Annotated in this window: 18 protein-coding genes; 11 read left to right on the plus strand and 7 right to left on the minus strand. The window is 49.8% G+C overall.

Features of this window, described 5'->3' with window-relative positions; genetic code table 11:
- The first annotated feature begins 44 nt into the window (after nucleotides 1-44).
- From NHAL_RS10155 to rsmA, 4 genes are all read left to right on the plus strand, one after another.
- Nucleotides 45-2,255 carry an LPS-assembly protein LptD gene (locus NHAL_RS10155; protein ID WP_041354851.1) on the plus strand — a complete coding sequence of 737 codons (2,211 nt, stop codon included), beginning with the start codon at nucleotides 45-47 and terminating at the stop codon, nucleotides 2,253-2,255.
- Between the two features lie 76 nt (nucleotides 2,256-2,331).
- Entirely contained in the window at nucleotides 2,332-3,609 is a 1,278-nt protein-coding gene (locus tag NHAL_RS10160) for a peptidylprolyl isomerase (protein ID WP_013033051.1), read from the plus strand.
- 18 nt (nucleotides 3,610-3,627) lie between these two features.
- Entirely contained in the window at nucleotides 3,628-4,611 is a 984-nt protein-coding gene (gene pdxA, locus NHAL_RS10165; RefSeq protein WP_013033052.1) for a 4-hydroxythreonine-4-phosphate dehydrogenase PdxA, read from the plus strand.
- On the plus strand, nucleotides 4,608-5,405 hold the full coding sequence (gene rsmA, locus NHAL_RS10170) for a 16S rRNA (adenine(1518)-N(6)/adenine(1519)-N(6))-dimethyltransferase RsmA (RefSeq protein WP_013033053.1): 798 nt from the start codon (nucleotides 4,608-4,610) through the stop codon (nucleotides 5,403-5,405). Before pdxA ends, rsmA begins: the two co-directional genes overlap by 4 nt.
- 6 nt (nucleotides 5,406-5,411) lie before the next feature.
- Here rsmA and NHAL_RS10175 read toward each other — a convergent pair whose 3' ends face one another.
- The 4 genes from NHAL_RS10175 to NHAL_RS10190 are packed head-to-tail and all read right to left on the minus strand — an operon-like array spanning nucleotide 5,412 to nucleotide 10,948.
- Entirely contained in the window at nucleotides 5,412-6,002 is a 591-nt protein-coding gene (locus NHAL_RS10175) for a Maf family protein (RefSeq protein WP_013033054.1), read from the minus strand.
- The gene (gene oadA, locus NHAL_RS10180; protein ID WP_013033055.1) at nucleotides 5,999-7,825 is read right to left on the minus strand and encodes a sodium-extruding oxaloacetate decarboxylase subunit alpha; all 1,827 of its coding nucleotides are present in this window, start codon (nucleotides 7,823-7,825) and stop codon (nucleotides 5,999-6,001) included. Before oadA ends, NHAL_RS10175 begins: the two co-directional genes overlap by 4 nt.
- A gap of 28 nt (nucleotides 7,826-7,853) precedes the next feature.
- Nucleotides 7,854-9,272, minus strand: a complete 1,419-nt coding sequence (locus NHAL_RS10185) for an acetyl-CoA carboxylase biotin carboxylase subunit (protein ID WP_013033056.1) — start codon at nucleotides 9,270-9,272, stop codon at nucleotides 7,854-7,856.
- Nucleotides 9,273-9,313: 41 nt separating this feature from the next.
- On the minus strand, nucleotides 9,314-10,948 hold the full coding sequence (locus NHAL_RS10190; protein ID WP_013033057.1) for an alpha-D-glucose phosphate-specific phosphoglucomutase: 1,635 nt from the start codon (nucleotides 10,946-10,948) through the stop codon (nucleotides 9,314-9,316).
- Between the two features lie 178 nt (nucleotides 10,949-11,126).
- On the opposite strand from NHAL_RS10190, the gene htpG reads away from it, so the two are divergent.
- The 3 genes from htpG (at nucleotide 11,127) to NHAL_RS10205 (ending at nucleotide 14,262) form a co-directional block, all read left to right on the plus strand.
- A complete protein-coding gene (gene htpG / locus NHAL_RS10195) occupies nucleotides 11,127-13,025 on the plus strand; it encodes a molecular chaperone HtpG (protein WP_013033058.1) in 1,899 nt (632 codons plus the stop codon).
- A gap of 82 nt (nucleotides 13,026-13,107) precedes the next feature.
- Nucleotides 13,108-13,725, plus strand: coding sequence for a response regulator transcription factor (locus NHAL_RS10200; RefSeq protein ID WP_013033059.1), 618 nt, complete (start codon nucleotides 13,108-13,110; stop codon nucleotides 13,723-13,725).
- A gap of 231 nt (nucleotides 13,726-13,956) precedes the next feature.
- Nucleotides 13,957-14,262, plus strand: a complete 306-nt coding sequence (locus tag NHAL_RS10205) for an STAS domain-containing protein (RefSeq protein ID WP_013033060.1) — start codon at nucleotides 13,957-13,959, stop codon at nucleotides 14,260-14,262.
- A 63-nt stretch (nucleotides 14,263-14,325) separates the two neighbouring features.
- Here NHAL_RS10205 and NHAL_RS10210 read toward each other — a convergent pair whose 3' ends face one another.
- Entirely contained in the window at nucleotides 14,326-14,736 is a 411-nt protein-coding gene (locus tag NHAL_RS10210; protein WP_013033061.1) for an Rrf2 family transcriptional regulator, read from the minus strand.
- 124 nt (nucleotides 14,737-14,860) lie between these two features.
- Here NHAL_RS10210 and NHAL_RS10215 point away from each other — a divergent pair, with 124 nt between their 5' ends.
- The 3 genes from NHAL_RS10215 to NHAL_RS10225 all read left to right on the plus strand — a co-directional run bounded on the left by NHAL_RS10215 (nucleotide 14,861) and on the right by NHAL_RS10225 (nucleotide 17,397).
- Nucleotides 14,861-15,991: a GNAT family N-acetyltransferase gene (locus NHAL_RS10215; RefSeq protein WP_013033062.1), complete on the plus strand. Its 1,131-nt coding sequence runs from the start codon at nucleotides 14,861-14,863 to the stop codon at nucleotides 15,989-15,991.
- Between the two features lie 98 nt (nucleotides 15,992-16,089).
- Nucleotides 16,090-16,728, plus strand: a complete 639-nt coding sequence (locus NHAL_RS10220; RefSeq protein ID WP_013033063.1) for a L,D-transpeptidase family protein — start codon at nucleotides 16,090-16,092, stop codon at nucleotides 16,726-16,728.
- Between the two features lie 30 nt (nucleotides 16,729-16,758).
- Nucleotides 16,759-17,397, plus strand: a complete 639-nt coding sequence (locus NHAL_RS10225) for an MBL fold metallo-hydrolase (RefSeq protein WP_013033064.1) — start codon at nucleotides 16,759-16,761, stop codon at nucleotides 17,395-17,397.
- 13 nt (nucleotides 17,398-17,410) lie between these two features.
- On the opposite strand, the gene NHAL_RS10230 is transcribed toward NHAL_RS10225, so the two are convergent.
- Complete coding sequence (locus tag NHAL_RS10230; protein WP_013033065.1) at nucleotides 17,411-17,815, minus strand: cytochrome c; 405 nt, start codon at nucleotides 17,813-17,815, stop codon at nucleotides 17,411-17,413.
- 814 nt (nucleotides 17,816-18,629) lie between these two features.
- Here NHAL_RS10230 and NHAL_RS10240 point away from each other — a divergent pair.
- The gene (locus tag NHAL_RS10240; protein ID WP_013033068.1) at nucleotides 18,630-20,171 is read left to right on the plus strand and encodes an alkaline phosphatase D family protein; all 1,542 of its coding nucleotides are present in this window, start codon (nucleotides 18,630-18,632) and stop codon (nucleotides 20,169-20,171) included.
- Between the two features lie 26 nt (nucleotides 20,172-20,197).
- Here the strand turns inward: NHAL_RS10240 and NHAL_RS10245 are convergent, their stop codons facing one another.
- Nucleotides 20,198-20,575: a thiol-disulfide oxidoreductase DCC family protein gene (locus NHAL_RS10245; protein WP_013033069.1), complete on the minus strand. Its 378-nt coding sequence runs from the start codon at nucleotides 20,573-20,575 to the stop codon at nucleotides 20,198-20,200.

The following is a 20,575-nucleotide window of genomic DNA, read 5'->3' on the forward strand; positions in this document are numbered from 1 at the left end:
TATGCGATTTTTACCCGCCATATTAATAATAATACTCATGCTGCGTGGAACAGAAAAAGAATACTATCTTGCTTGTGGGGCTCTTTTCTTTCCTGTTGGGACTAGTTCCTATGGCCAGGGCACAGATACCCCAGTGGGAAAAATGTGAGCGGTTTATTGAACCCGCCTCAGAGGAGTTACTGGACCCGGAACCTAGAGGCCCAGTGGATGTTACCGCTGATCAGGTTGAATCCGAAAAGGAGGGGATCTCTATATTTAGTGGTGATGTTAAATTTAGACGCCGGGGACAGTGGTTAGATGCGGATGAGGTGCACTACGACAAGCCAAATAACACCGTGAAGGCTTTTGGCGATGTGCGCTATCAGGATGCCACGGTGGATGTGATCAGTGACTCCGCTAAAGTAAATCTGGAGACAGATATTGGTGTCGCTGAAAATGCCCGCTATTTTTTACGAGATTACCATGCCCGTGGAGAGGCGGCTGAGGTGGAGCGAGAAGGTTCCGCTAAAAGTGAGTTGCAGGATGCCACTTTTACCACTTGTGATATTGGGGATAATGCTTGGCAGTTGAAGGCGAGCCAGGTAAGCCTGGATCACGAAGAAGGGGTAGGTTGGGCCCGTCATGCCCGCCTCAAATTGTGGGATGTCCCCATACTCTATGCTCCCTTTCTACGCTTTCCCATCGACGATCGGCGTAAATCTGGGTTTTTGGTCCCCTCCGTGGGGAGTTCCAGTAACTCGGGTGTGGATATCAGTACGCCCTATTATTGGAATATTGCCCCGGATCGGGATGCGACCATTACTCCCCGCTACTTGTCCGAGCGGGGTCCCATGCTGGAAGGGGAATTGCGTTATCTTAATCCCCGCAACCAAGGGAAAATCCAGGGATCGATTCTGCCCCACGATGACAGGAAGGGGGATTATCGCGGCGCTTTCTCCTATCAGCATACCGGCAGCCCTTGGTCGCGCTGGTTTACCAACCTGGATATCAATCTCGTTTCTGATGACACCTATTTTGAGGATCTAGGTAACAGCCTGAGCATTGCCAGTACTACCTACCTCAATAATCAGTTGGATGTGAGCTACCAAGGGGAGGGTTGGTATGCCCTAGGGCGTTTCCAAGGCTTTCAAACCATTGACAGGACTATTCCTGGTTTTTCTCGCCCTCACCAACGTTTACCTCAGCTTTTAGTGGATGGCTTTTTTCCCGATCGGTTTTTAGGATTGGATTTGGACTTTCACGGGGAAGTGGTAAACTTTCAGCGGGATGCGCTACCGAACGGGGTACGTTTAGACTTGTGGCCTACCGTGAGTTTGCCCTTCCGCACTCCCGGTACCTTCTTCACCCCAAGTCTTGGTGTACGGGATACCCGTTATTTCCTAGATGATACCCCGCCGGGTACGGACAACACGGTCAGCCGTACCTTACCGGTTTTCAGTATAGATACCGGCGCTGTTTTTGAGCGATCACTGTCTTTATGGGGTAGCCGTTTGCGTCAAACTTTAGAACCGCGTGCCTACTATCTTTATATTCCTTTTGAAAATCAAGAAGATTTTCCGGTTTTTGATAGCGCTCCGTTGGATTTTTACTTTGCTCGGCTATTCCAACCCAACCGTTTTACGGGAGCGGATCGCCTTAACGACGCCAATCAACTGACTCTAGCCGTCACTACCCGCTTACTGCAGTCCAGTACGGGGGATGAGTTGCTGCGGGCATCCATCGGTCAGATTCAGTTTTTTCGCGACCGCAAGGTCACCTTGCCTGGATTTCCTGAGGAGACTGACTCTAGTTCTTCCATTATTGCGGAAATGGCGGCTCGGTTGGCGCCAGAGTGGTCGCTGCGAGGTGAGTTGCGCTTTGATCCTCATCAGGAGCGGGCGGATTTGGGGTCTGCCGAGTTGCGTTATCGTGGAAAAGGGGGGAGCCTGCTGAATATGGGTTACCGTTTCCGTCGGCAGTTGTTGGAGCAGGTTGATATCTCTGGCCGCTATCCCATTACGAAGAATTGGAGTGTCGTCGGACGTTGGTATCATTCAATTGCCGATGATCGGCTCCTTGAGGTCCTGGGGGGGGTGGAGTATGACAGTTGTTGTTGGGCGATACGCTTGGTGGGGCGCAGTTACATTACCAACATCGAGGGGGATAGGAACAACTCGGTTATGGTCCAATTGGAGCTAAAGGGATTAGGTAATTTGGGGCAAAACGTGGAATCGTTGCTGAGGCGAACGGTGTTGGGCTATGGAGAACAGTTCTAACTGGCAGATAAATGTACAATCATAGACAGATAAAGTTTTTTGCGGTTAATCCCACTGTGAAGCTGATGGAGTAGCTATGCGAAGATTGCTTGTTGCTGTCCTTGCGGTATTTTGGTCTATGGGGAGTTTTGGGGCGACCATCCTCGATCGTATTGTGGCGGTAGTGAATGAAGAAGTCGTCTTGGAAAGCGAATTGGAGCAGATGGTTCATACGGTTCAAGAACAATTAGTGGCTAAGGGAACGCCGCTCCCGCCAGACTATATGCTAGAGCAGCAGGTGTTGGAACGGCTGGTGATGCAACAGTTGCAGTTGCAGTTGGCTGCACGTACCGGCATCCGCGTTGGTGATGAAACCCTCAATCAGGCTTTGCGCCGGATCGCTGAGGATAACGGGTTAACTCTTAGCCAGTTTCGTGATGTCCTAGAACAAGATGGTTATAATTTTCCTTCTTTTCGCGAAAATATTCGCAGGGAGTTGATCATTTCTCAGCTCCATAAGCGGGAAGTTAACGATCGTGTGACCGTAAGCGAGGCGGAGATCGATAATTTTTTGACAACCCAGAGAAAACGAGGCAATCAGGACGTTCAATATCAGCTGGGCCATGTTTTGATCGCGGTGCCTGAAGCGGCTTCCCCAGAACAGCTCCAGGCAGCTCGGGCTAAGGGAGAGCAATTGTTGCGCCAGTTGCGGGAGGGAATGGATTTCCAGAAGGCGGCACTCGCCTATTCCGATGGGCAACAAGCCTTAGAAGGAGGTAATCTAGGTTGGCGTAAAATGGGGCAACTCCCGACCTTGTTTGTTGATGTGGTTCCCAAACTCCAGGTAGGTGAGATAAGCGAATTAATTCGCAGCCCCAGCGGCTTCCATATCGTTAAGCTCCTGGATCGTCGAGGGGAAGAACAACAGGTTGTGACTCAGACTCATGCCCGCCATATTCTTCTTCGTACCGATGAACTAACCAGCAACCGGGATGCTCGGTTACGCCTTGGCCAGTTGCGCCAGCGGGCATTACAAGGGGATGATTTTTCTGAATTGGCACAAGCCCATTCCGATGACAAAGCCAGCGCCTTAAAAGGGGGAGATCTGGGTTGGATTAGCCCAGGCCAGATGATCCCCCGCTTCGAAGAAGTGATGAGGTCCCTGGACCCGGGGGAGATCAGCAAACCCTTCCAGACACAATTTGGTTGGCATGTGGTTCAAATACTGAATCGGCGACAGCAAAACATGACCGAGGAGTTCAATCGGAATCGGGCGCGGATGGAGATTCGCCAGCGTAAAATCGAAGAAGAACTGGAAAACTGGCTGCGGCAGCTCCGAGATGAAGCCTATGTGGAATATCGCCTGGATAGCTGAAGGACGTTGTCTTTCCCCATGACCTGTTTGCGGCTGGTGCTGACTCCTGGTGAACCTGCTGGAATTGGCCCTGATATCTCGATCCAATTGGCTTGCCACCGGCGGGAATATGAACTGGTGGTGGTGGCCGACCCGGAGGTCCTCACTCAGCGCGCGCGGCAGCGGGGGCTAGCGCTAGCCCTTGATATCTATGATCCCGTCCAGCCGCCGGAGCCGGGGATACCCGGAAGGCTGAAAATCCTCCCGCTAGAGGCTCCAGCACCAGTGACTCCAGGCCGCTTGTCCCCCGCTAATGGAGCTTACGTCTTGGAGGGCTTGCGGCGCTCTGTGGCGGGATGTTTGCGGGGAGAGTTTGCTGCTTTGGTCACCGGTCCCGTCCATAAAGGGGTTATCAATCAGGCGGGAATGGCCTTTACCGGCCATACCGAGTTTCTGGCGGGGCTTTGTGGTAGTTCCCAGGTGGTGATGATGCTGGCAGCCCCTGGGTTGCGGGTTGCCTTAGCCACCACCCATTTACCCCTGCGCGAGGTCAGTGATGCCATTACCCCCCAGGGTCTAGAAGGTACCCTGCGGATATTGCATCGTGACTTGAAGCAGCGCTTCGGAATCCCCGAGCCACGTATTTTAGTCTGTGGGCTGAATCCCCATGCAGGAGAGGGGGGGCATTTGGGGCGGGAGGAAATCGAGATCATCGAGCCGGTCCTGGAAACCTTGCGGACAGAGGGAATGCAACTTTTGGGGCCGTTGCCCGCGGATACGGTGTTTGTGCCTCGCTACTTGGAAAAGGCTGATGCAGTGCTCGCCATGTATCATGATCAGGGATTGCCTGTACTCAAACATCTGGGCTTTGGACAGGCGGTTAATATTACTTTGGGATTGCCAATTATTCGCACTTCGGTGGATCATGGCACGGCCTTAAACCTTGCCGGCAGCGGCCCGGTGGATAGTGGCAGCCTGGAGGCCGCCGTTAAGGCCGCTTTGGAGTTGGCAAAGAGACAATGAATATTCCAAGCTACCAGGCGCGCAAGCGCTTTGGGCAGCATTTCCTCCATGATAAACAGGTTATTGATCGCCTGCACAGAGTTATTAATCCCCAGCCGGGTGAGTTAATGGTGGAAATTGGCCCGGGTCAAGGGGCCTTGACTCTTCCCCTGCTTCGTCGCCTTGGGCATCTTGAAGCGATTGAGTTAGATCGGGATTTAGCGGCCTACCTGGTCGAAAACTGTGCCTCGGAAGGGGATTTGCACCTGCATAATGTGGACGCCTTAACCTTTGATTTTCGTACCCTTGCCCGGGAACAGAACCAGCGCCTGCGGGTGGTGGGCAATTTACCCTATAACGTCTCAACCCCCTTGTTGTTCCATCTATTGGCCCAGGTCGAGGTCTTGGAGGACATGCATTTTATGCTGCAACGGGAAGTGGTGGTTCGATTGGCCGCCAAGCCTGGGGGTAAGGATTACGGACGTTTGAGTGTAATGGTGCAGTTTTATTGTGGGGTTGAACCCTTATTCACGGTGAAACCTGGAGCTTTTATGCCCCCACCGAAGGTGGATTCGATGGTGGTGCGCTTGAAACCACACCGACCGTCTTTGGCACCGGAAATTCCCCACGCTGCTCTCAATCGGGTGGTTTCCCAAGCTTTTTCCCAGCGGCGTAAGACTCTGGCCAATGCCCTCAAGGGTCTCTTGGGTTCAGCCGATTTAAAAGTCCTGGGGATTGATCCCCGGCAGCGGCCGGAGACGGTGGATTTGGAACAGTATCTTGCTCTGACTCGGTATTGGCTAGCCCATCGATAGGTCGTTTTATAAAACCGGATAGCTTTCTTGTTCCAGCAGTTCAGTCAAACGAATGAGGGGGAGGCCAATCAAGGTGTTCGGGTCGTCTCCTTGAAGGCGTTTGAAAAGGGCGATTCCCAATCCCTCGGATTGGAAACTCCCGGCACACTGATAAGGACGCTCCCGCTGAAGATAGTGCTCTATCTGTTTTTCCGTGAGGGGGCGAAATTGGACCCGAAAGGGTTCAACGGTGGTTTTGGCTTCACCGGTGGTAGTATTGAATAGACAAAGCCCAGTATAAAAGATCACCTCCCGTCCTGAGGCGGCCCGCAGTTGTTGCAAAGCCCGTTCGTGAGTCCCTGGCTTTCCCAGAATGTACCGATCCAGAACCGCCACTTGATCAGAACCAATGACCAAAGCATGGGGAAATTCAGCCCCTACCGCCCGTGCTTTAGCCTCCGCTAGGCGGGCCACTAATTCCTCGGGCTGTTCTTGGGGCAGAGGGGTTTCATCGATATGGGGAGCGCAGGTCTCAAAAGGCAAGCCCAAGCGTTCTAGCAAGGCGGCCCGATAGGGAGAACTCGAAGCGAGGACGAGGGTCGGAGGCGCTAAACTCATTGGGGGTTGCTTTCGATCTCAAGTAGTCGTTCTTCTGGGGTCACGTAATCCCCTTTGGCCACATGGAGGGTCGTTACTTTACCCCCAATAGGGGCCACGATTTCCGTTTCCATTTTCATCGCCTCCACCACCAAGACCGGCTCCTTGGCGGCCACCTGCTGGCCGGTTTCTACCAGCACCTCCACAATGGTCCCCGGCATGGAAGTCATCACATGGCCTGGTGCCGTTGCCTTTGGTCGGGAGCCCGTCTTTTTCCCCGGAGCGGTGGCTTCATCCTGGGGTGTGGGCGCCTCCGATAGGGTTTCTAGCAACAGTTCTTCTTGCAGCCCGTCCACGTAGACATGGAACAAGCGTTGACCGCCTGGATGCAAACCGCTGCCGCTGACCCGAACGTTGTAGGTTTCGCCATGGCGAGTAATATTGAACTCAATGGGAACGCCCCCTTTTTGGCCCTGCTCAGGCGGTGGGTTGAGGGGCTCTGGCTGCAAGGTGCCGGCAGCCCGCTCTTGAAGAAAAGTTCGACCAATTTCTGGGAACATGGCATAGGTCAGGACATCTTCCTCTGACTGGGCCAAGTCGCTGATTTCCCGCTTAAAGCGTTCCATCTCTTCCGGTAATAGATCGGCGGGGCGTCCTTCAATGACGGGCGTGTTGCCAATGGCAAGCTGGCGTACACTGCCGTTAATAGAGCCAGGAGGTTGGCCATAGCGGCCTTCCAGGTAGAGCTTAACCTCATTGGTAATATTCTTGTAGCGCTCGCCAGTCAGCACATTAAGCACCGCCTGGGTCCCCACGATTTGGGAAGTAGGAGTCACTAGAGGGGGATATCCCAGATCCTGGCGAACCCGGGGAATTTCTGCAAGCACCTCATTCATGGCCGTGAGCGCCCCTTGATCCCGCAGTTGATTAGCCAGGTTAGAAATCATTCCTCCAGGCACCTGGTTGAGTTGGACCCGGGTATCCACCCCCGTATAGTCGCTCTCGAATTGTGCATATTTGCCGCGCACATCCCGGAAGTAAAAGCCAATCATTTGCAGGAGTTCTAGATCTAAACCCGTATCAAAGGGGGTGTCTTTAAGGGCGGCCACCATGCTTTCGGTAGGTTCATGGCTGCTGCCGCCCGCAAAAGAAGAGATGGCGGTATCGATATGGCGGCAGCCGCATTCGATTGCCTTAAGGTGACACATGCTAGCCAGGCCGGCAGTAGAATGGGTATGGAGGTGGAGGGGTAGCGACACCGAGTCCACGAGAGCGGAGACCAGCTCGGCGGTGGCAAAAGGCGTGAGAAGTCCCGCCATGTCCTTAATCGCAAGACTGTCGCAGCCCATCGCCTCCAGTTCTTTGGCTTGGGCGACAAAGGCCGCAATGTTGTGGACCGGGCTGACCGTGTAACAGATAGCCCCTTGGGCATGTTTGCCGGCGGCTTTGACGGCCTCGATGGCGACCCTGAGGTTACGCAAGTCATTGAGTGCATCAAAGATTCGGAAGACGTCAATTCCCCCGGCCGCCGCCCGTTGGACAAAGGCCTGCACCACATCGTCTGGATAGTGGCGGTAGCCCACTAGATTTTGCCCCCGTAGGAGCATCTGTAGGCGGGTATTGGGGAGCGCCTCCCGTAACCGGGTGAGACGCTGCCAGGGATCCTCCTTAAGAAAGCGTAGACAGCTATCGAAAGTGGCTCCTCCCCACACTTCCAAGGACCAGTAGCCCACTTTATCAAGCTCCGGACAGATGGGCAGCATGTCCTCAGTGCGGAGCCGGGTGGCGATAAGGGACTGGTGGGCGTCGCGCAAGATGGTGTCGGTGATATGTACCCGGGACAAAGTTTTCACTCCTTCGGCCTTTATTAGATCAGGCTCCCATATGGGCGGCAATGGCTGCAGCCACCACGGCTGCTAGCTCCGGCTCGCGGGTATCGGCGCTGTAGTTTAGCAATTCTAGGTGGTTGTCCACGAAAGAGGTATCAAACTCTCCCCTTCGAAACTCTGGTGAGGCCAGGATTTTTCGGTAATAGGGAATTGTGGTTTTGACGCCATAGATACCAATGTCATGCAAAGCCTGGTGGGCGCGATTAAGCAATTTTTCCCAGCTCATGGCCCAGACCGTGAGTTTGACGCAGAGGGAGTCGAAATAAGGGGGTAAATCATACCCGGTGTAAATAGCTCCATCGGTGCGTACGCCTGGACCGCCTGGTGCATAGTAACGGGTAATGCGGCCAAAACTAGGCAAAAAGTCATTTTTAGGATCTTCAGCATTAATCCGAAGTTCCATCGCATAGCCCCGGTGTTGGATATCTTCTTGCCGGTAGCTCAAGGATTCACCGGCTGCAATGAGCAGTTGCTCTTGGACGATGTCTACTCCCGTGATAGCTTCGGTGACCGGGTGTTCCACCTGCAGCCGTGTGTTCATTTCCATGAAATAGAAATTGCCCTGGGCATCCAGTAGAAATTCCACTGTGCCGGCATTACGGTAACCCACCGCCCGGCAGGCTTTAACGGCCAGCTTACCAATTGTGGCCCGTTGTTTCTCGCTGAGCTGAGGAGAAGGGCCAATTTCAATCAGTTTCTGGTGGCGCCGTTGAATGGAGCAGTCCCGCTCGAACAAGTGAATGGCATGGCCCTGGTGATCGGCCAGGACCTGGACCTCAATATGACGTGGATTAACCACGCACTTTTCTAAAAAAACCTTGGTGCTGCCGAAGGCCTTTTGGGCTTCGGAGACCACCCGCTCGTAATTACGGCTTAGTTCTAGGGGGGAATTACAGCGGCGAATACCTCGCCCACCGCCGCCAGCGGTGGCTTTTAGCATGACGGGATAGCCGATTTGCTCAGCAAGGCTTAGGGCCTCATCTACCCCTCCTAAGCTGGTGTGGCTGCCAGGGACGATGGGAATGCCCGCCGCCTCCATGGTATGACGGGCCTCGATCTTGTCGCCGAGGCGGTGAATGACTTGGGCGGGGGGGCCTACAAAACGGATCCCATACTGTTCACAGCGCTCCGCCAAGTGGGGATTCTCTGATAAAAATCCGTAGCCGGGGTGGATGGCATCGCATCCGGTGGCGCGGGCAAGGGCGACGATACGGCGGGCATTGAGGTAGCCGGCCAGGGGATCTGCGCCTACATTATAGGCTTCGTCCGCTTTTTTGACGTGGAGGGCGTGGCGGTCCACATCCGTGTAGGTCACCACAGAAGTGATGCCCAGTTCGGCGCAGGCACGGATAATACGTACCGCGATCTCACCTCGATTGGGAATTAAAAGTTTTTTAATCAACTACTTAATCCATATGGTCTGGTTGACTGTTAGAGCTAAGTTTAGGTGATGACCGAGGGTTGTGCTCGGCCCGTACGCTGCTGAATTTGGGCTACGTGATCGGCAATTTGAATGAGGCTGGCGAGGGCCACTTGGGTATCCAGATCGTGCCGAGCTGGATCCGGTTCAAAAGTTTCCAAATAGACCCGCAGGGTTGCCCCTTCAGTTCCTGTCCCGGAGAGACGATAAATAATCCGGGCGTCGTCTTCAAAGCAGAGCCGAATTCCCTGTCCGGTGGTGAGGCTGTGATCGATGGGATCGGTGTAGCTAAAGTCATCAGCCAGTATCACCTCCCGTTGCCCGAAGCGTTTACCCTTTAGTGTAGGAAGTTGTTTCCGCAGATCCTCCATGAGTTGCTGGGAAAGATCGGCGGGAAGATCTTCGTAGTCATGGCGGGAGTAAAAATTGCGGCCGCAGTTGGCCCAATGTTCCCTGACAATAGCCTCCACCGACTGGCGGCGTACCGCTAAAATGTTGAGCCAGAACAGGGCTGCCCAGAGGCCGTCTTTTTCTCGGAGGTGATCGGAACCTGTGCCAAAGCTTTCCTCGCCACACAGGGTGACTTTCCCCGCATCCAGAAGGTTGCCGAAAAATTTCCATCCAGTGGGGGTTTCAAAACACTCGATTCCCAGGGCTTCAGCAACCCGATCGGCTGCCCGGCTAGTGGGCATGGAGCGGGCAATTCCGGCTAAACCTAAGCGGTAACCGGGAATATGATGGGCGTTAGCTGCCAAAATAGCCAGACTATCGGAAGGAGTCACAAAGAAACGTTTGCCTAGGATCATGTTACGATCCCCATCCCCATCCGAGGCGGCGCCGAAGCTGGGGGCATTGCCCCGATACATTTTGGCCACCAGGGACTTAGCGTAGACAAGATTGGGATCCGGATGGCCCCCGCCGAAATCCGGCAGGGGTTCGCTGTTTAGTACGGTGTCGGGATCAGCCCCCAAACGGTGTTCTAGAATTTCCTTGGCATAGGGACCGGTGACTGCATGCATGGCGTCAAAATGCATGTGGAAGACCCCGGTGTCAAACAGGGTCTTGATCCGGGGAAAGTCAAATAATTCTTCCATCAACTCCGCATAATCAGCGAGGGGGTTGACAATCTCGACAGCCATCCCAGCCAGATTCCGGATTCCGAGGGAATCAAGGGGGATATCCTCGGCCTCCACCATCAGGTAGCGGTCAATTTCCTTGCTCCGGGCGTAGATGGCGTCAGTGACCGATTCGGGCGCTGGGCCGCCATTGCTAATATTATATTTAATTCCAAAGTCGCCCTCCGGCCCCGCGGGATTGTGGCTGGCGGAAAGAATGATCCCACCCAAGGCTTTATAGCGGCGAATGACGCAAGAAACCGCAGGGGTAGAGAAGAGCCCCTCGCGGCCCACGAGTACCCGGCCCACTTTGTTGGCCGCGGCCATCTTGAGAATAATTTGAATGGCCTCCGGGTTGTAATAACGCCCATCTCCCCCTAAAACCAGCGTTTTTCCAGTAAGCTCCCCCAGGCAATCGAAGAGGGATTGCACAAAATTTTCCAGGTAATGGGGTTGTTGGAAGTGTTTCACCTTTTTGCGCAGACCAGAAGTCCCTGGGCGCTGGTCAGAATAGGGGGTTGTCGATACAGTATGGATATTCATGGTAAACAGTGCTCTCGCGGAGGCTGAGTTACTCTCTATTAATATTTAGATATCATGAAATAGCCCCATTCAACCATAAGGAGTATTTGAAATCGACCCTTGATTCCGGAGGAGTTGCCCTTATGTTAGCTGATTGGCATCAATCTAGTTTCCATCATACGGAGGAGATCCACATACTATGACTGTAGCAAGCCATAAGGAAACTCTGGGCTTCCAAACCGAGGTTAAGCAACTGCTGAACCTCATGATCCACTCTTTGTACAGTAACAAGGAGATTTTCCTGCGGGAGCTAATCTCTAATGCAGCCGATGCGGCTGATAAGCTGCGTTTCGAAGCCCTCACCGATGATGCGCTTTACGAGGGTGACAGTACCCTCCGTATTCGTCTCAGCTACGACAAAGAGAAGCGTACGATTACCATCACCGATAACGGTATTGGTATGGGGCGCCAGGAGGTCGTCGATAATATCGGCACCATTGCCAAGTCGGGCACCCGGGCCTTTTTGGAAGCTCTTTCTGGCGATCAAGCTAAAGATGCGCATCTTATCGGGCAATTTGGCGTGGGTTTCTATTCTGCCTTCATTGTCGCTGACAAGGTGGTTTTGGAAACCCGGCGGGCAGGAGTAGGTTCGGAGCACGGCGTATGCTGGGAATCGAGAGGCGAGGGCGATTACACCATTGAGACCATAGAGAAAGCGCCTCGTGGGACCGAGGTGACCCTCCACTTGCGGGAAGGGGAGGAGGAATTTTTAGATGGTTGGCGTTTGCGCCATATTGTCACTAAGTACTCGGATCACATTGATTTGCCCATTGAAATGAAGCAGGAAAGCGGGGGTGACAAGGAGGGGGAGCAGGAAGAATGGGAGCAGATCAATAAAGCTACTGCTCTTTGGACCTTGCCTAAAAGCGAAATCAAGGAGGAAGAATATCAGGCCTTCTATAAACATGTGGCCCACGACTTTGAAGATCCCCTGGCGTGGACCCATAATCATGTGGAAGGTAAACTCGAATACACCTCGCTACTTTTTATCCCTTCCCGGGCTCCCTTTGATCTCTGGGACCGGGACCGTATGCACGGTATCAAGCTCTATGTGCAACGGGTATTTATTATGGATGATGCCGAGCAGTTGATGCCCCGCTATCTCCGCTTTGTCCGGGGAGTGGTGGACTCTAATGATCTACCCCTCAATATTTCCCGTGAAATTCTCCAGAACAACAGGATCATTGATAGTATCCGCGCGGGTTCGGTTAAGAAAGTTCTGGGGTTGTTGGAAGATATGGCGAAGCGTGACTCCCAAAAATACCAAAGCTTCTGGAAAGAATTTGGGCAGGTCATGAAAGAAGGGCCCGGTGAAGATCCCAATAACCGAGAGCAGATTGCCAGGCTGTTACGCTTTGCCTCTACTTATCATGACAGTGCCGAGCAAACCGTCTCTTTGGCCGATTATCTGTCACGGATGAAAGAAGGGCAGGAAAAAATCTACTATATCACTGCTGACAGTTTCCTGGCCGCCAAGAGTAGCCCCCATCTGGAAGTGTTCCGGAAAAAGGGGGTTGAGGTGTTGCTGCTTTCCGATCGGGTGGATGAGTGGTTGGCGGCATCGCTCCCTGAGTTTGAAGGTAAGCCTTTGCAGTCGGTCACCAAAGGCGAACTGGATTTGGGCAACTTGGAGGATGAGGAGGATAAACAACAGCAAAAAGAGGTTGAAGAAAACTTTAAAGGCCTCGTTGATAGGGTTCAGAAAAGTCTAGGTGACAAAGTCAAGGAAGTGCGAGTTACCCACCGTCTAACGGATTCTCCGGCCTGTTTAGTCGTTGAACAGCATGATATGAGCGGCTATCTTGAGCGCCTCCTTAAGGAGGCAGGGCAACAGGCGCCCCATGTCCAACCTATTCTTGAACTGAATCCGACTCACCCCCTCGTTATTCGTCTTAAAGGGGAGGAGACGGAAGAAGGCTTCGATGATTGGGCTAACTTATTGTTTGAACAAGCCTTGCTTGCCGAAGGAGGGCGCCTTGAAGAACCCGCCCTGTTTGTTAAACGTTTAAATAATTTGCTCTTGACAGTAGCAGGCTAAGCGGGTTAAACCCGGGGTGGAGTCGATAGTCTCCATTGATCCCCCTAAGAATCGAAGGTGACCCCCCGATGAAAGCTTAAGCATGGCTACACGTGAACCAGTGGTGTTTATTGTCGATGATGACTTTGCAGTTAGAGACTCGTTGGCCCTGTCGCTCTACTCAGTGGGTTATCGCGTAAGGTGCTGCGAATCCGTCAAAGTTTTTCTCAAAGCCTATGAGCCCAATCAGCCTGGCTGTGTTGTTTTAGATGTCTGTATGCCAGAGAACACAGGGTTGGAGCTGCAAGAATATCTTGTTTCTGAACAGGTCGATATTCCGATTATTTTCATCACGGGCCATGCCGATGTGCCTACAGCAGTGCGGGCGGTGAAGCAGGGGGCAGTGGATTTCTTACTTAAACCCTTCAACTTTGAGACCTTACTAGAGTGCGTTCATAAGGCCATTGACTTAGACCAGGTTAAACGGGCCGAGCGAGCGCAACGGGATACCATCGAAAAACGATTGGCTTCCCTAACTCCTAGAGAACGGGATGTCCTCAACAAGGTTATCGAAGGAAAGCTCAATAAGGTGATTGCCGCCGAATTGGGGGTTAGCATCCGTACTGTGGAAATCCACCGCGCCCGGATTATGTCTAAGATGAGAGTAAGGCGTGCTACGGAATTAGCACGCCTTGTACTCATGCTCCGACGTTCCTCATAGCCTTGGCCGCAAGCGCGAAAATGACCCTTCTTATATAAGTAGAATTACCTATTTAGCTCCTACAGCTTGCTATTTATACTGGGGCGGATATTCGCCGGACCTGTTAATCAAAAGGCCAAAGGTCCAGAGGATAGCTGCCGCGTTCTACTTCGTAGTGTGAAGCAGTGCAGAGTAAAGGGAAGTACTGCTGCTGCAGCAATTCCCAACCTATTGAACCAAGGAGAGCCTGCTATGTCTTTTAACGTTGGCACTGCTACAGAAACGAATGTGATTACTTTGGCCACCTCTGAAATACTAGATTTTTCCGTGTGCCAAGAGTTTTGGCATGCAGCGCAACAAGCCCGTGATAGGGATGTAATATTTGTTATTGATATGGGGCAGACTGAGATGATTCGCGATTCTGGTTATGCCTTGCTATTAATGTTAAGAGAATGTACGGGAAAGGATCAGAGCGATATCAATATAGTTAATTGTCGCCCAGAACTACACAGGCAGCTGCAAGCACGAGACTTTGATCGTTACTTTACATTCATGTAACGCCGGGGGGATGTTCTAAGATAGAGAAAAGCTTTTTTTATCAATATACATTTACAGATAAGATTAGCACTGGCGTAAGTGGGGCCAGCGCCGGGTGAGATCCGCTAGGGTAATTTGATTGAGAAAATCATAAAGCCGTGCGCTGAAGTCATTCCAAAGCCGCTCTGCTTCACTCACGGAATTATTTGCGATCGCTAAAGGATTGAGCTTACCCGGTTGTTTATCTACCGCGGCAATAATCTCTGCAATGGTGATTTCCTCCGCAGCTCGCGCAAGATGATAGCCTCCTCCTGGACCCCGCACTCCTTCCACTAAACCATGGTGGCGTAGGCTGGCAAAGATTTGCTCTAGATAAGAAACAGAGATATTGTCAAGTTGGGCTATATCTCCTAGAGTAACTGAGCTTGGCTGCTTGGCCAAGGCCAAATTCATCATAGCGCTAATCGCATAACGGGGACGGTTAGAAAGTCTCATAGGCAACTAATACATTACCGGACTAGATAAGATAGTAACATACAGAGCGTCAAAAAATCACCAGTGCGCTGTATATAAATCTTGAGTATTCTAGTCAAGATAGACGATGCAGAATAGGGTTGCCATGCGATTTAAGGTTACTGAGTCTATCGAGGTTCTTGGTTCTAGGCAGTGGAATGCTTTGAAGGGAACCGATAATCCTTTCTTATGCTATGAATTCCTAAGTGCCCTTGAGCGCCATGGCTGCATCGGCGCTCATGTGGGTTGGCTTCCGCGATACCTTCTTGCTGAGGATGAACAGGGGAACTTGCTTGGAGCGGTCCCTTTATACCTGAAATACAATTCATTTGGCGAATTCGTATTTGATTGGTCCTGGGCTGAAGCTTGGGAACGGGCCGGGGGGCGTTATTACCCCAAATTGGTAGCCGCCGTACCCTTTAGCCCTGTGACCGGCTCACGGCTGCTGTTGAGGCCGGATGTGGATGAAACGGTTGTCCATGGGCTTATTCAGATGGCAATGACGCTAGCTAAAGAATGGGGAGTTTCATCCCTTCACTGGTTATTTCCTCACCAGCGAGAGATGGAGTGGCTAGGGAGTTGCGGGTTGCTCTTGCGTCAGGGTTATCAGTTTCATTGGCGCAACCGAGGTTATCGAGATTTTGAGGAGTTCTTGGCGGCCTTGAGTTCAAAGCGACGCAAAGAGGTTAGGCGAGAACGTCGCCAGGCTCAAAAACAAGGGGTAGACATCAAAGTTATCCATGGCAATGAAACTACCGACTTAGAGTGGCACGCCATGTATCAATTTTACCAGGCCACTTTTAATGCCAAAGGAAATTACCCTGTTCTTACTTTGCCCTTTTTTAAGTCTCTAGGGCAGACCATGGGGCAAGCCGTAATATTGGCGTTGGCTACTCGAGGGAATCAGCCCATTGCGGGGGCTTTATACCTCCGAAGCCAAGACACCCTTTATGGCCGCTATTGGGGGTGCCACGAGCACTTGGCTGGCATGCACTTCGAACTGTGCTATTACCGCGGTCTAGAATATTGTATTGAGCACCGTTTACAATGCTTCGAGCCTGGAGCCCAGGGGGAGCACAAGATTAGCCGTGGTTTTTTGCCCACCGCTACTTGGTCCGCTCATTGGCTCAGTGACTCCGGCTTCCGTGGGGCGGTTGCTGATTTTCTTGCCCAAGAACGCCGGATGATAAGGAACGCCATGGTGGAATTGGGAGAACATAGCCCCTATAGGCAATAATAAGCAAAAAAGGCATAGAAGTTGCTAAAACTTCTGGGTAAGTCAAAACATTGGCGGCAGGATAATTGTTCCAAAATAACAATAGGACATCGTGAACAATGCCTAATTTTTTGTTGTTATTCATTAGCTTGGCATTAAGTTTAGCAAGCCCATTTGTGCTCGCAACGCCGCCTACCGAGTTTCCTTACGAAATCATTGTCATAAAGTCCAAACGGTTACTGGTGGTGAAAAAGGGAACACGGGTGATTAAAAAATATCATGTTGCCCTGGGACAAGGGGGAATAGGGGGGAAGCGTGTTGAGGGAGACAAACGCACCCCGGAGGGAGAATATGAGATAGTCGGTTCTTGGCCCAGTCGTAAGTTTTATTACTTCATACATCTCAATTATCCTGGTCGTCAGGATGCCATGGCGGGGTACAAAAAGGGGCTGATTTCATGGGAGGAGCTAATCCATATTTATCGGGCCCATCAAGAACAAAATGGTACTCCCCCCCAGCAAACCCGGTTAGGGGGATTTATTGGGATTCATGGTATCGGGGAAGAAACAAATCAAAAATTGGCGATCCACCAGGATTTTGACTGGACTCGAGGTTGTATTGCTCTCACCAACACTGAAATTGATGAATTGCGTCAATTTATAGGGCCCGGCACTCCGGTAACGATTCTTAATGAGCCTGATGATAAAGGTTTGCTTGCCGATATTGGCGTAGACTCAAAGGTTTCCCTTGCGAATTAACCTATTTCACCCTGTTGATAAAAGTAGTGTATGAAATTTGAAATCTTACCCGTTACCCGGTTTATGCAGAACTGCACACTGCTTGGTTGCGAAGAGACCGGGAAGGCGGCGGTTGTGGATCCCGGGGGCGATTTGGATCAAATCTTGGAAAAAGTTGAGGCTAGCCAATTAAAGATAGAAAAGATCCTGGTAACCCATGGGCACATTGATCATGCGGGGGGGGTGACCGAATTGGCACGCCGGTTAGACGTGCCAATAGAAGGCCCCCAAATAGAGGATAAATTTTGGATCGATTCATTGCCTTCACAAAGCGAAATGTTTGGTTTTCCTCCCGCTGAAGCTTTTGTGCCTGATCGTTGGTTGGAGCAGGGCGATACGGTCTCCTTTGGCAAAGTGGTCCTTAACGTCTATCATTGTCCAGGACACACGCCTGGCCATGTGATTTTTTTTCATCTGGACAGTCATCTGGCCCTCGTTGGGGATGTCCTGTTTCAGGGCTCCATTGGCCGCACTGATTTTCCCCGTGGCGATTATGATGCCTTAATTCGATCTATTCGTGAACGCCTGCTTCCTCTAGGAGATGAGGTCCGATTTATTCCAGGTCATGGACCTATGTCCACTTTTGGAGAAGAGCGACGATCAAATCCATTTTTGAGGGAAAATAGCTAAGCCAAAGGTTCTGCTATTGCTCCTCTCTCACATGCTTGTGGCATTTTGCGCAAGTTACGGTCAGTTGGGAGTAACTACGGGCCGCTATATCAAGGTTTTTATCCTTAGCCGCACCTATGAGTTCCTGCAGGTGGTCACGAAACTCAGTGCTATATTCTTTATATTTGGGGGTTTTCATAACATACCATTCACTTGCATGACTCATTGCTAGCATTCTTTTTGCTTCCCCTAAGATCTTATAAAAATCTTCCTCGACTAAGCCTTCCAAAACATCATGGGAGCTAGAGAGCTTCACCTGCATAAACTCTTTTACCTTGCTTTCTTCCTCTGGGTCGGCTGCATTGAGGGGATGGGTCGCCACCACAGACAGCATGGCAATGGCAAAGATACGAGAACTGGTCAGAGTGAATTTATTCATAGAACCTCCTTGCTTTGTTCCAATTATTAAAGCTGTAAATGGCTCTATATTAAAAATTAGGATATATTGAGACAGGAATCCAGGAATCAAAGTCTAGAAGTTAAAATACCCTATTAAATATAGGGAATAGGCATTTCCGAGATACCAAGATCTCTTCCCACAATGATGATCCCCATAAGGGCACGAGGTGCTAGCCGATAGCCCTTCTTGTCCATTTGGGTAGCCCATAAACCCGTTTCCCATTACAAGTAGGTGACTCATCCCACCGAGGGGAAGTGTAAAGCCATATTAAACTATCCGATTTTACTAGCATTAGTATCAACAAAGGCGTAAATTGGGATTAAGGATAAAGCGCCTAAAATGGTAAAGGGTGGTTCTGTTTGAACGATGTTATAGGGGGTCCACTTGCTCAATTTTTGGACGCCTTTTAGGAAAGCCTATTTAAGATCATTTTTCAACGAGTCTTCTCCGGCATGGCCATTGTGATTATGAATGTAGGCAAATCTTAGTGTGGCGGGGGAGGCTGATAGTGGAGCTTAAGAAAAATGATTAAGTTAATATATATCAGTTTTGGAACCGTTTCTGTCTTCACTGGTTTGATAATATTTTGGTTACCAATCCCGCTTGGTCTTCCATTAATCTTAATTGGATTGCCAATTTTAATAAAACATTCACCGCGTGTACGAAATTGGACAGAACGACTAGCTGGGAAATATCCGGTAGTTGAGCAGATATTAAAGCGTATTAGCCCTGATAAAAAATAAATATTTTTTTTGAAAATTAGCTTACCCATATCCTTAGCCGCTTAAATAATATGGAAAATTTAAAAAGCTTTCAGATTGAGCCGCTCCGAAATATGGTATCTGTCAGTGCTGTAAAGGCAAGATCAGCCCGGCTATGGATTCGCTCAGAAAGACCCGGAATTTTGCGTTTACGTTGGTGGAAAATGGGAGATCAGGAAAATGCACAGGAAGGATATATAGAAATTGAATATGAGAATAAAAATGATAACACTCGCAGTGTGGAACTGCCACTTACTGTAGATAATTTATTTTTAGAGCCTTTAACCTGGTATGTTTATGAAGTAAAAAATGTAGCAGATGATCAGCTCATTGGAGTGGGATCCTTTGAAACAGCTCCTGACCATCCCGATCAAACTCCACATCGTTTTTCAATTGCATTAATGAGCTGTAATCAGCCATTTAATGAAGATGGTTCAGTCCGCTTAGAATCTATTCAAATGCTACGTGCCGCAAAGCGATGTATGAGGCGTCATGATACCAAATTCGTTTTGATGGTGGGAGATCAGATGTATTCTGATCATCCTCAAAACCTTTCTCTTTTTAATCCAAAATACTTTTCTCTTATTGCGCCTAAAGGTAATAAAAATATTCTGGAATATAAATCTGAAAGTATACGGAAGATACTTCAACGCCGTTACCGATATTTCTGTAATCTTGCTGATTTAAAAGTAATACACACTGAGTATCCATGCTATCCTATCTGGGATGATCATGACATCGTTGATAATTGGGGTTCTGATCCAAATCATCAAAACCCCCAGTGGCAGGAGTTCTTTAAAGGAGCAAAATTATCTTGTTTTGATTATCAGGCTTCCCGCGTTATGGCTTCTCAGAAGGAGCTACCCGATTCATTTGATTATAGCTTTACCTATGGAAATATAGCCCTTTTTGTCTTGGATCTGCGTTCTAATCGAAAAGCTGGAAGGAATGGTAAGCTTTTTTCTGAAAATCAGCATATAAAAATTAAACAATTCTTAAAAACTCATAGAAAGAAAAAGGTATTGTTTTTTGTGCTGAGTGTACCCGTTATCCATTTACCTCGTTTTCTAGCAAAACTGGCGGCTAAAATCACTTATTCTGGCGAAGATTTCTCAGATCGATGGTCTTCTGGCGCCCATGTGCAGGATAGAAATAGGTTTTTAGAAACGATTTATCAGCATCAGCTTAAACATCCTTCACAAAAAATTATTTTGCTGAGTGGCGATATTCATATTGGATGTGTCCACCGGATTAAATGGGAGAAAGAAGGACCTAACATTTATCAAGTGGTTTCCAGTCCCATTACCCATATTAATTCTTTTTTTGTTCAATTTTTCTCAAAACTGCTTATTCGGGCTAATCGAAAGATATCAATTAATAATGGTTTATTGAGTGCAAAAGTTAATTTTTTAAAGGGGATAAAAAACTATAGAAAAAATCCTTATGGTGGATTAAATCTTGGTCTTATCGAAATTAAAACACCACAATCTGGTGTTGATCCGGAAGTTCGATTTTATATTTACGGACATCAAGGGGAAGAACCTGTGTGTGTTTACTGTTCACCCTATGTCTGAGATTTGTTCTAATTTCGTAGTAATCATTACCAGTGGTGTTTTCGCAGATTCCACTTATATAAAAACCAGGCAAACGTATTATAGAGAAAGATAGAAATTTGCTTTATTATGGGAAGAGAGATGAGCTTGGCTTTCCAGTGCTCATTAGGTGAATGTCTCCAAATGACTTCGAATGCCTCAATTCCTACTTTTATTTCTCCTTTCTCATTCACTGCATGAAGTCTTTTGCGGACAAATTCAAGATCAGGTGAGACCTCATTATGAATGCCTAATTGGGTATGAACATCTTTCCAGTCTATTTCACAGTTAGCCATTTTCGACTTTTGATTTTTTATCCCTGCATTACAGACTGGGCATGCGCTGTTGTAGTACACCTTTATAGTTTTTTTATTGTTATTTCCCAT

The organism is Nitrosococcus halophilus Nc 4 (assembly GCF_000024725.1).
GTDB lineage: Bacteria > Pseudomonadota > Gammaproteobacteria > Nitrosococcales > Nitrosococcaceae > Nitrosococcus > Nitrosococcus halophilus.

What these genes read in the sequence shown, in the direction of transcription:
- NHAL_RS10160 (WP_013033051.1), top strand. Translation starts at nt 2,332, where the DNA reads ATGCGAAGATTGCTTGTTGCTGTCCTTGCGGTATTTTGGTCTATGGGG.
- pdxA (WP_013033052.1), top strand. Translation starts at nt 3,628, where the DNA reads ATGACCTGTTTGCGGCTGGTGCTGACTCCTGGTGAACCTGCTGGAATT.
- rsmA (WP_013033053.1), top strand. Translation starts at nt 4,608, where the DNA reads ATGAATATTCCAAGCTACCAGGCGCGCAAGCGCTTTGGGCAGCATTTC.
- NHAL_RS10175 (WP_013033054.1), bottom strand. Translation starts at nt 6,002, where the DNA reads ATGAGTTTAGCGCCTCCGACCCTCGTCCTCGCTTCGAGTTCTCCCTAT.
- NHAL_RS10190 (WP_013033057.1), bottom strand. Translation starts at nt 10,948, where the DNA reads ATGAATATCCATACTGTATCGACAACCCCCTATTCTGACCAGCGCCCA.
- htpG (WP_013033058.1), top strand. Translation starts at nt 11,127, where the DNA reads ATGACTGTAGCAAGCCATAAGGAAACTCTGGGCTTCCAAACCGAGGTT.
- NHAL_RS10200 (WP_013033059.1), top strand. Translation starts at nt 13,108, where the DNA reads ATGGCTACACGTGAACCAGTGGTGTTTATTGTCGATGATGACTTTGCA.
- NHAL_RS10205 (WP_013033060.1), top strand. Translation starts at nt 13,957, where the DNA reads ATGTCTTTTAACGTTGGCACTGCTACAGAAACGAATGTGATTACTTTG.
- NHAL_RS10210 (WP_013033061.1), bottom strand. Translation starts at nt 14,736, where the DNA reads ATGAGACTTTCTAACCGTCCCCGTTATGCGATTAGCGCTATGATGAAT.
- NHAL_RS10215 (WP_013033062.1), top strand. Translation starts at nt 14,861, where the DNA reads ATGCGATTTAAGGTTACTGAGTCTATCGAGGTTCTTGGTTCTAGGCAG.
- NHAL_RS10220 (WP_013033063.1), top strand. Translation starts at nt 16,090, where the DNA reads ATGCCTAATTTTTTGTTGTTATTCATTAGCTTGGCATTAAGTTTAGCA.
- NHAL_RS10225 (WP_013033064.1), top strand. Translation starts at nt 16,759, where the DNA reads ATGAAATTTGAAATCTTACCCGTTACCCGGTTTATGCAGAACTGCACA.
- NHAL_RS10230 (WP_013033065.1), bottom strand. Translation starts at nt 17,815, where the DNA reads ATGAATAAATTCACTCTGACCAGTTCTCGTATCTTTGCCATTGCCATG.
- NHAL_RS10240 (WP_013033068.1), top strand. Translation starts at nt 18,630, where the DNA reads ATGGAAAATTTAAAAAGCTTTCAGATTGAGCCGCTCCGAAATATGGTA.
- NHAL_RS10245 (WP_013033069.1), bottom strand. Translation starts at nt 20,575, where the DNA reads ATGGGAAATAACAATAAAAAAACTATAAAGGTGTACTACAACAGCGCA.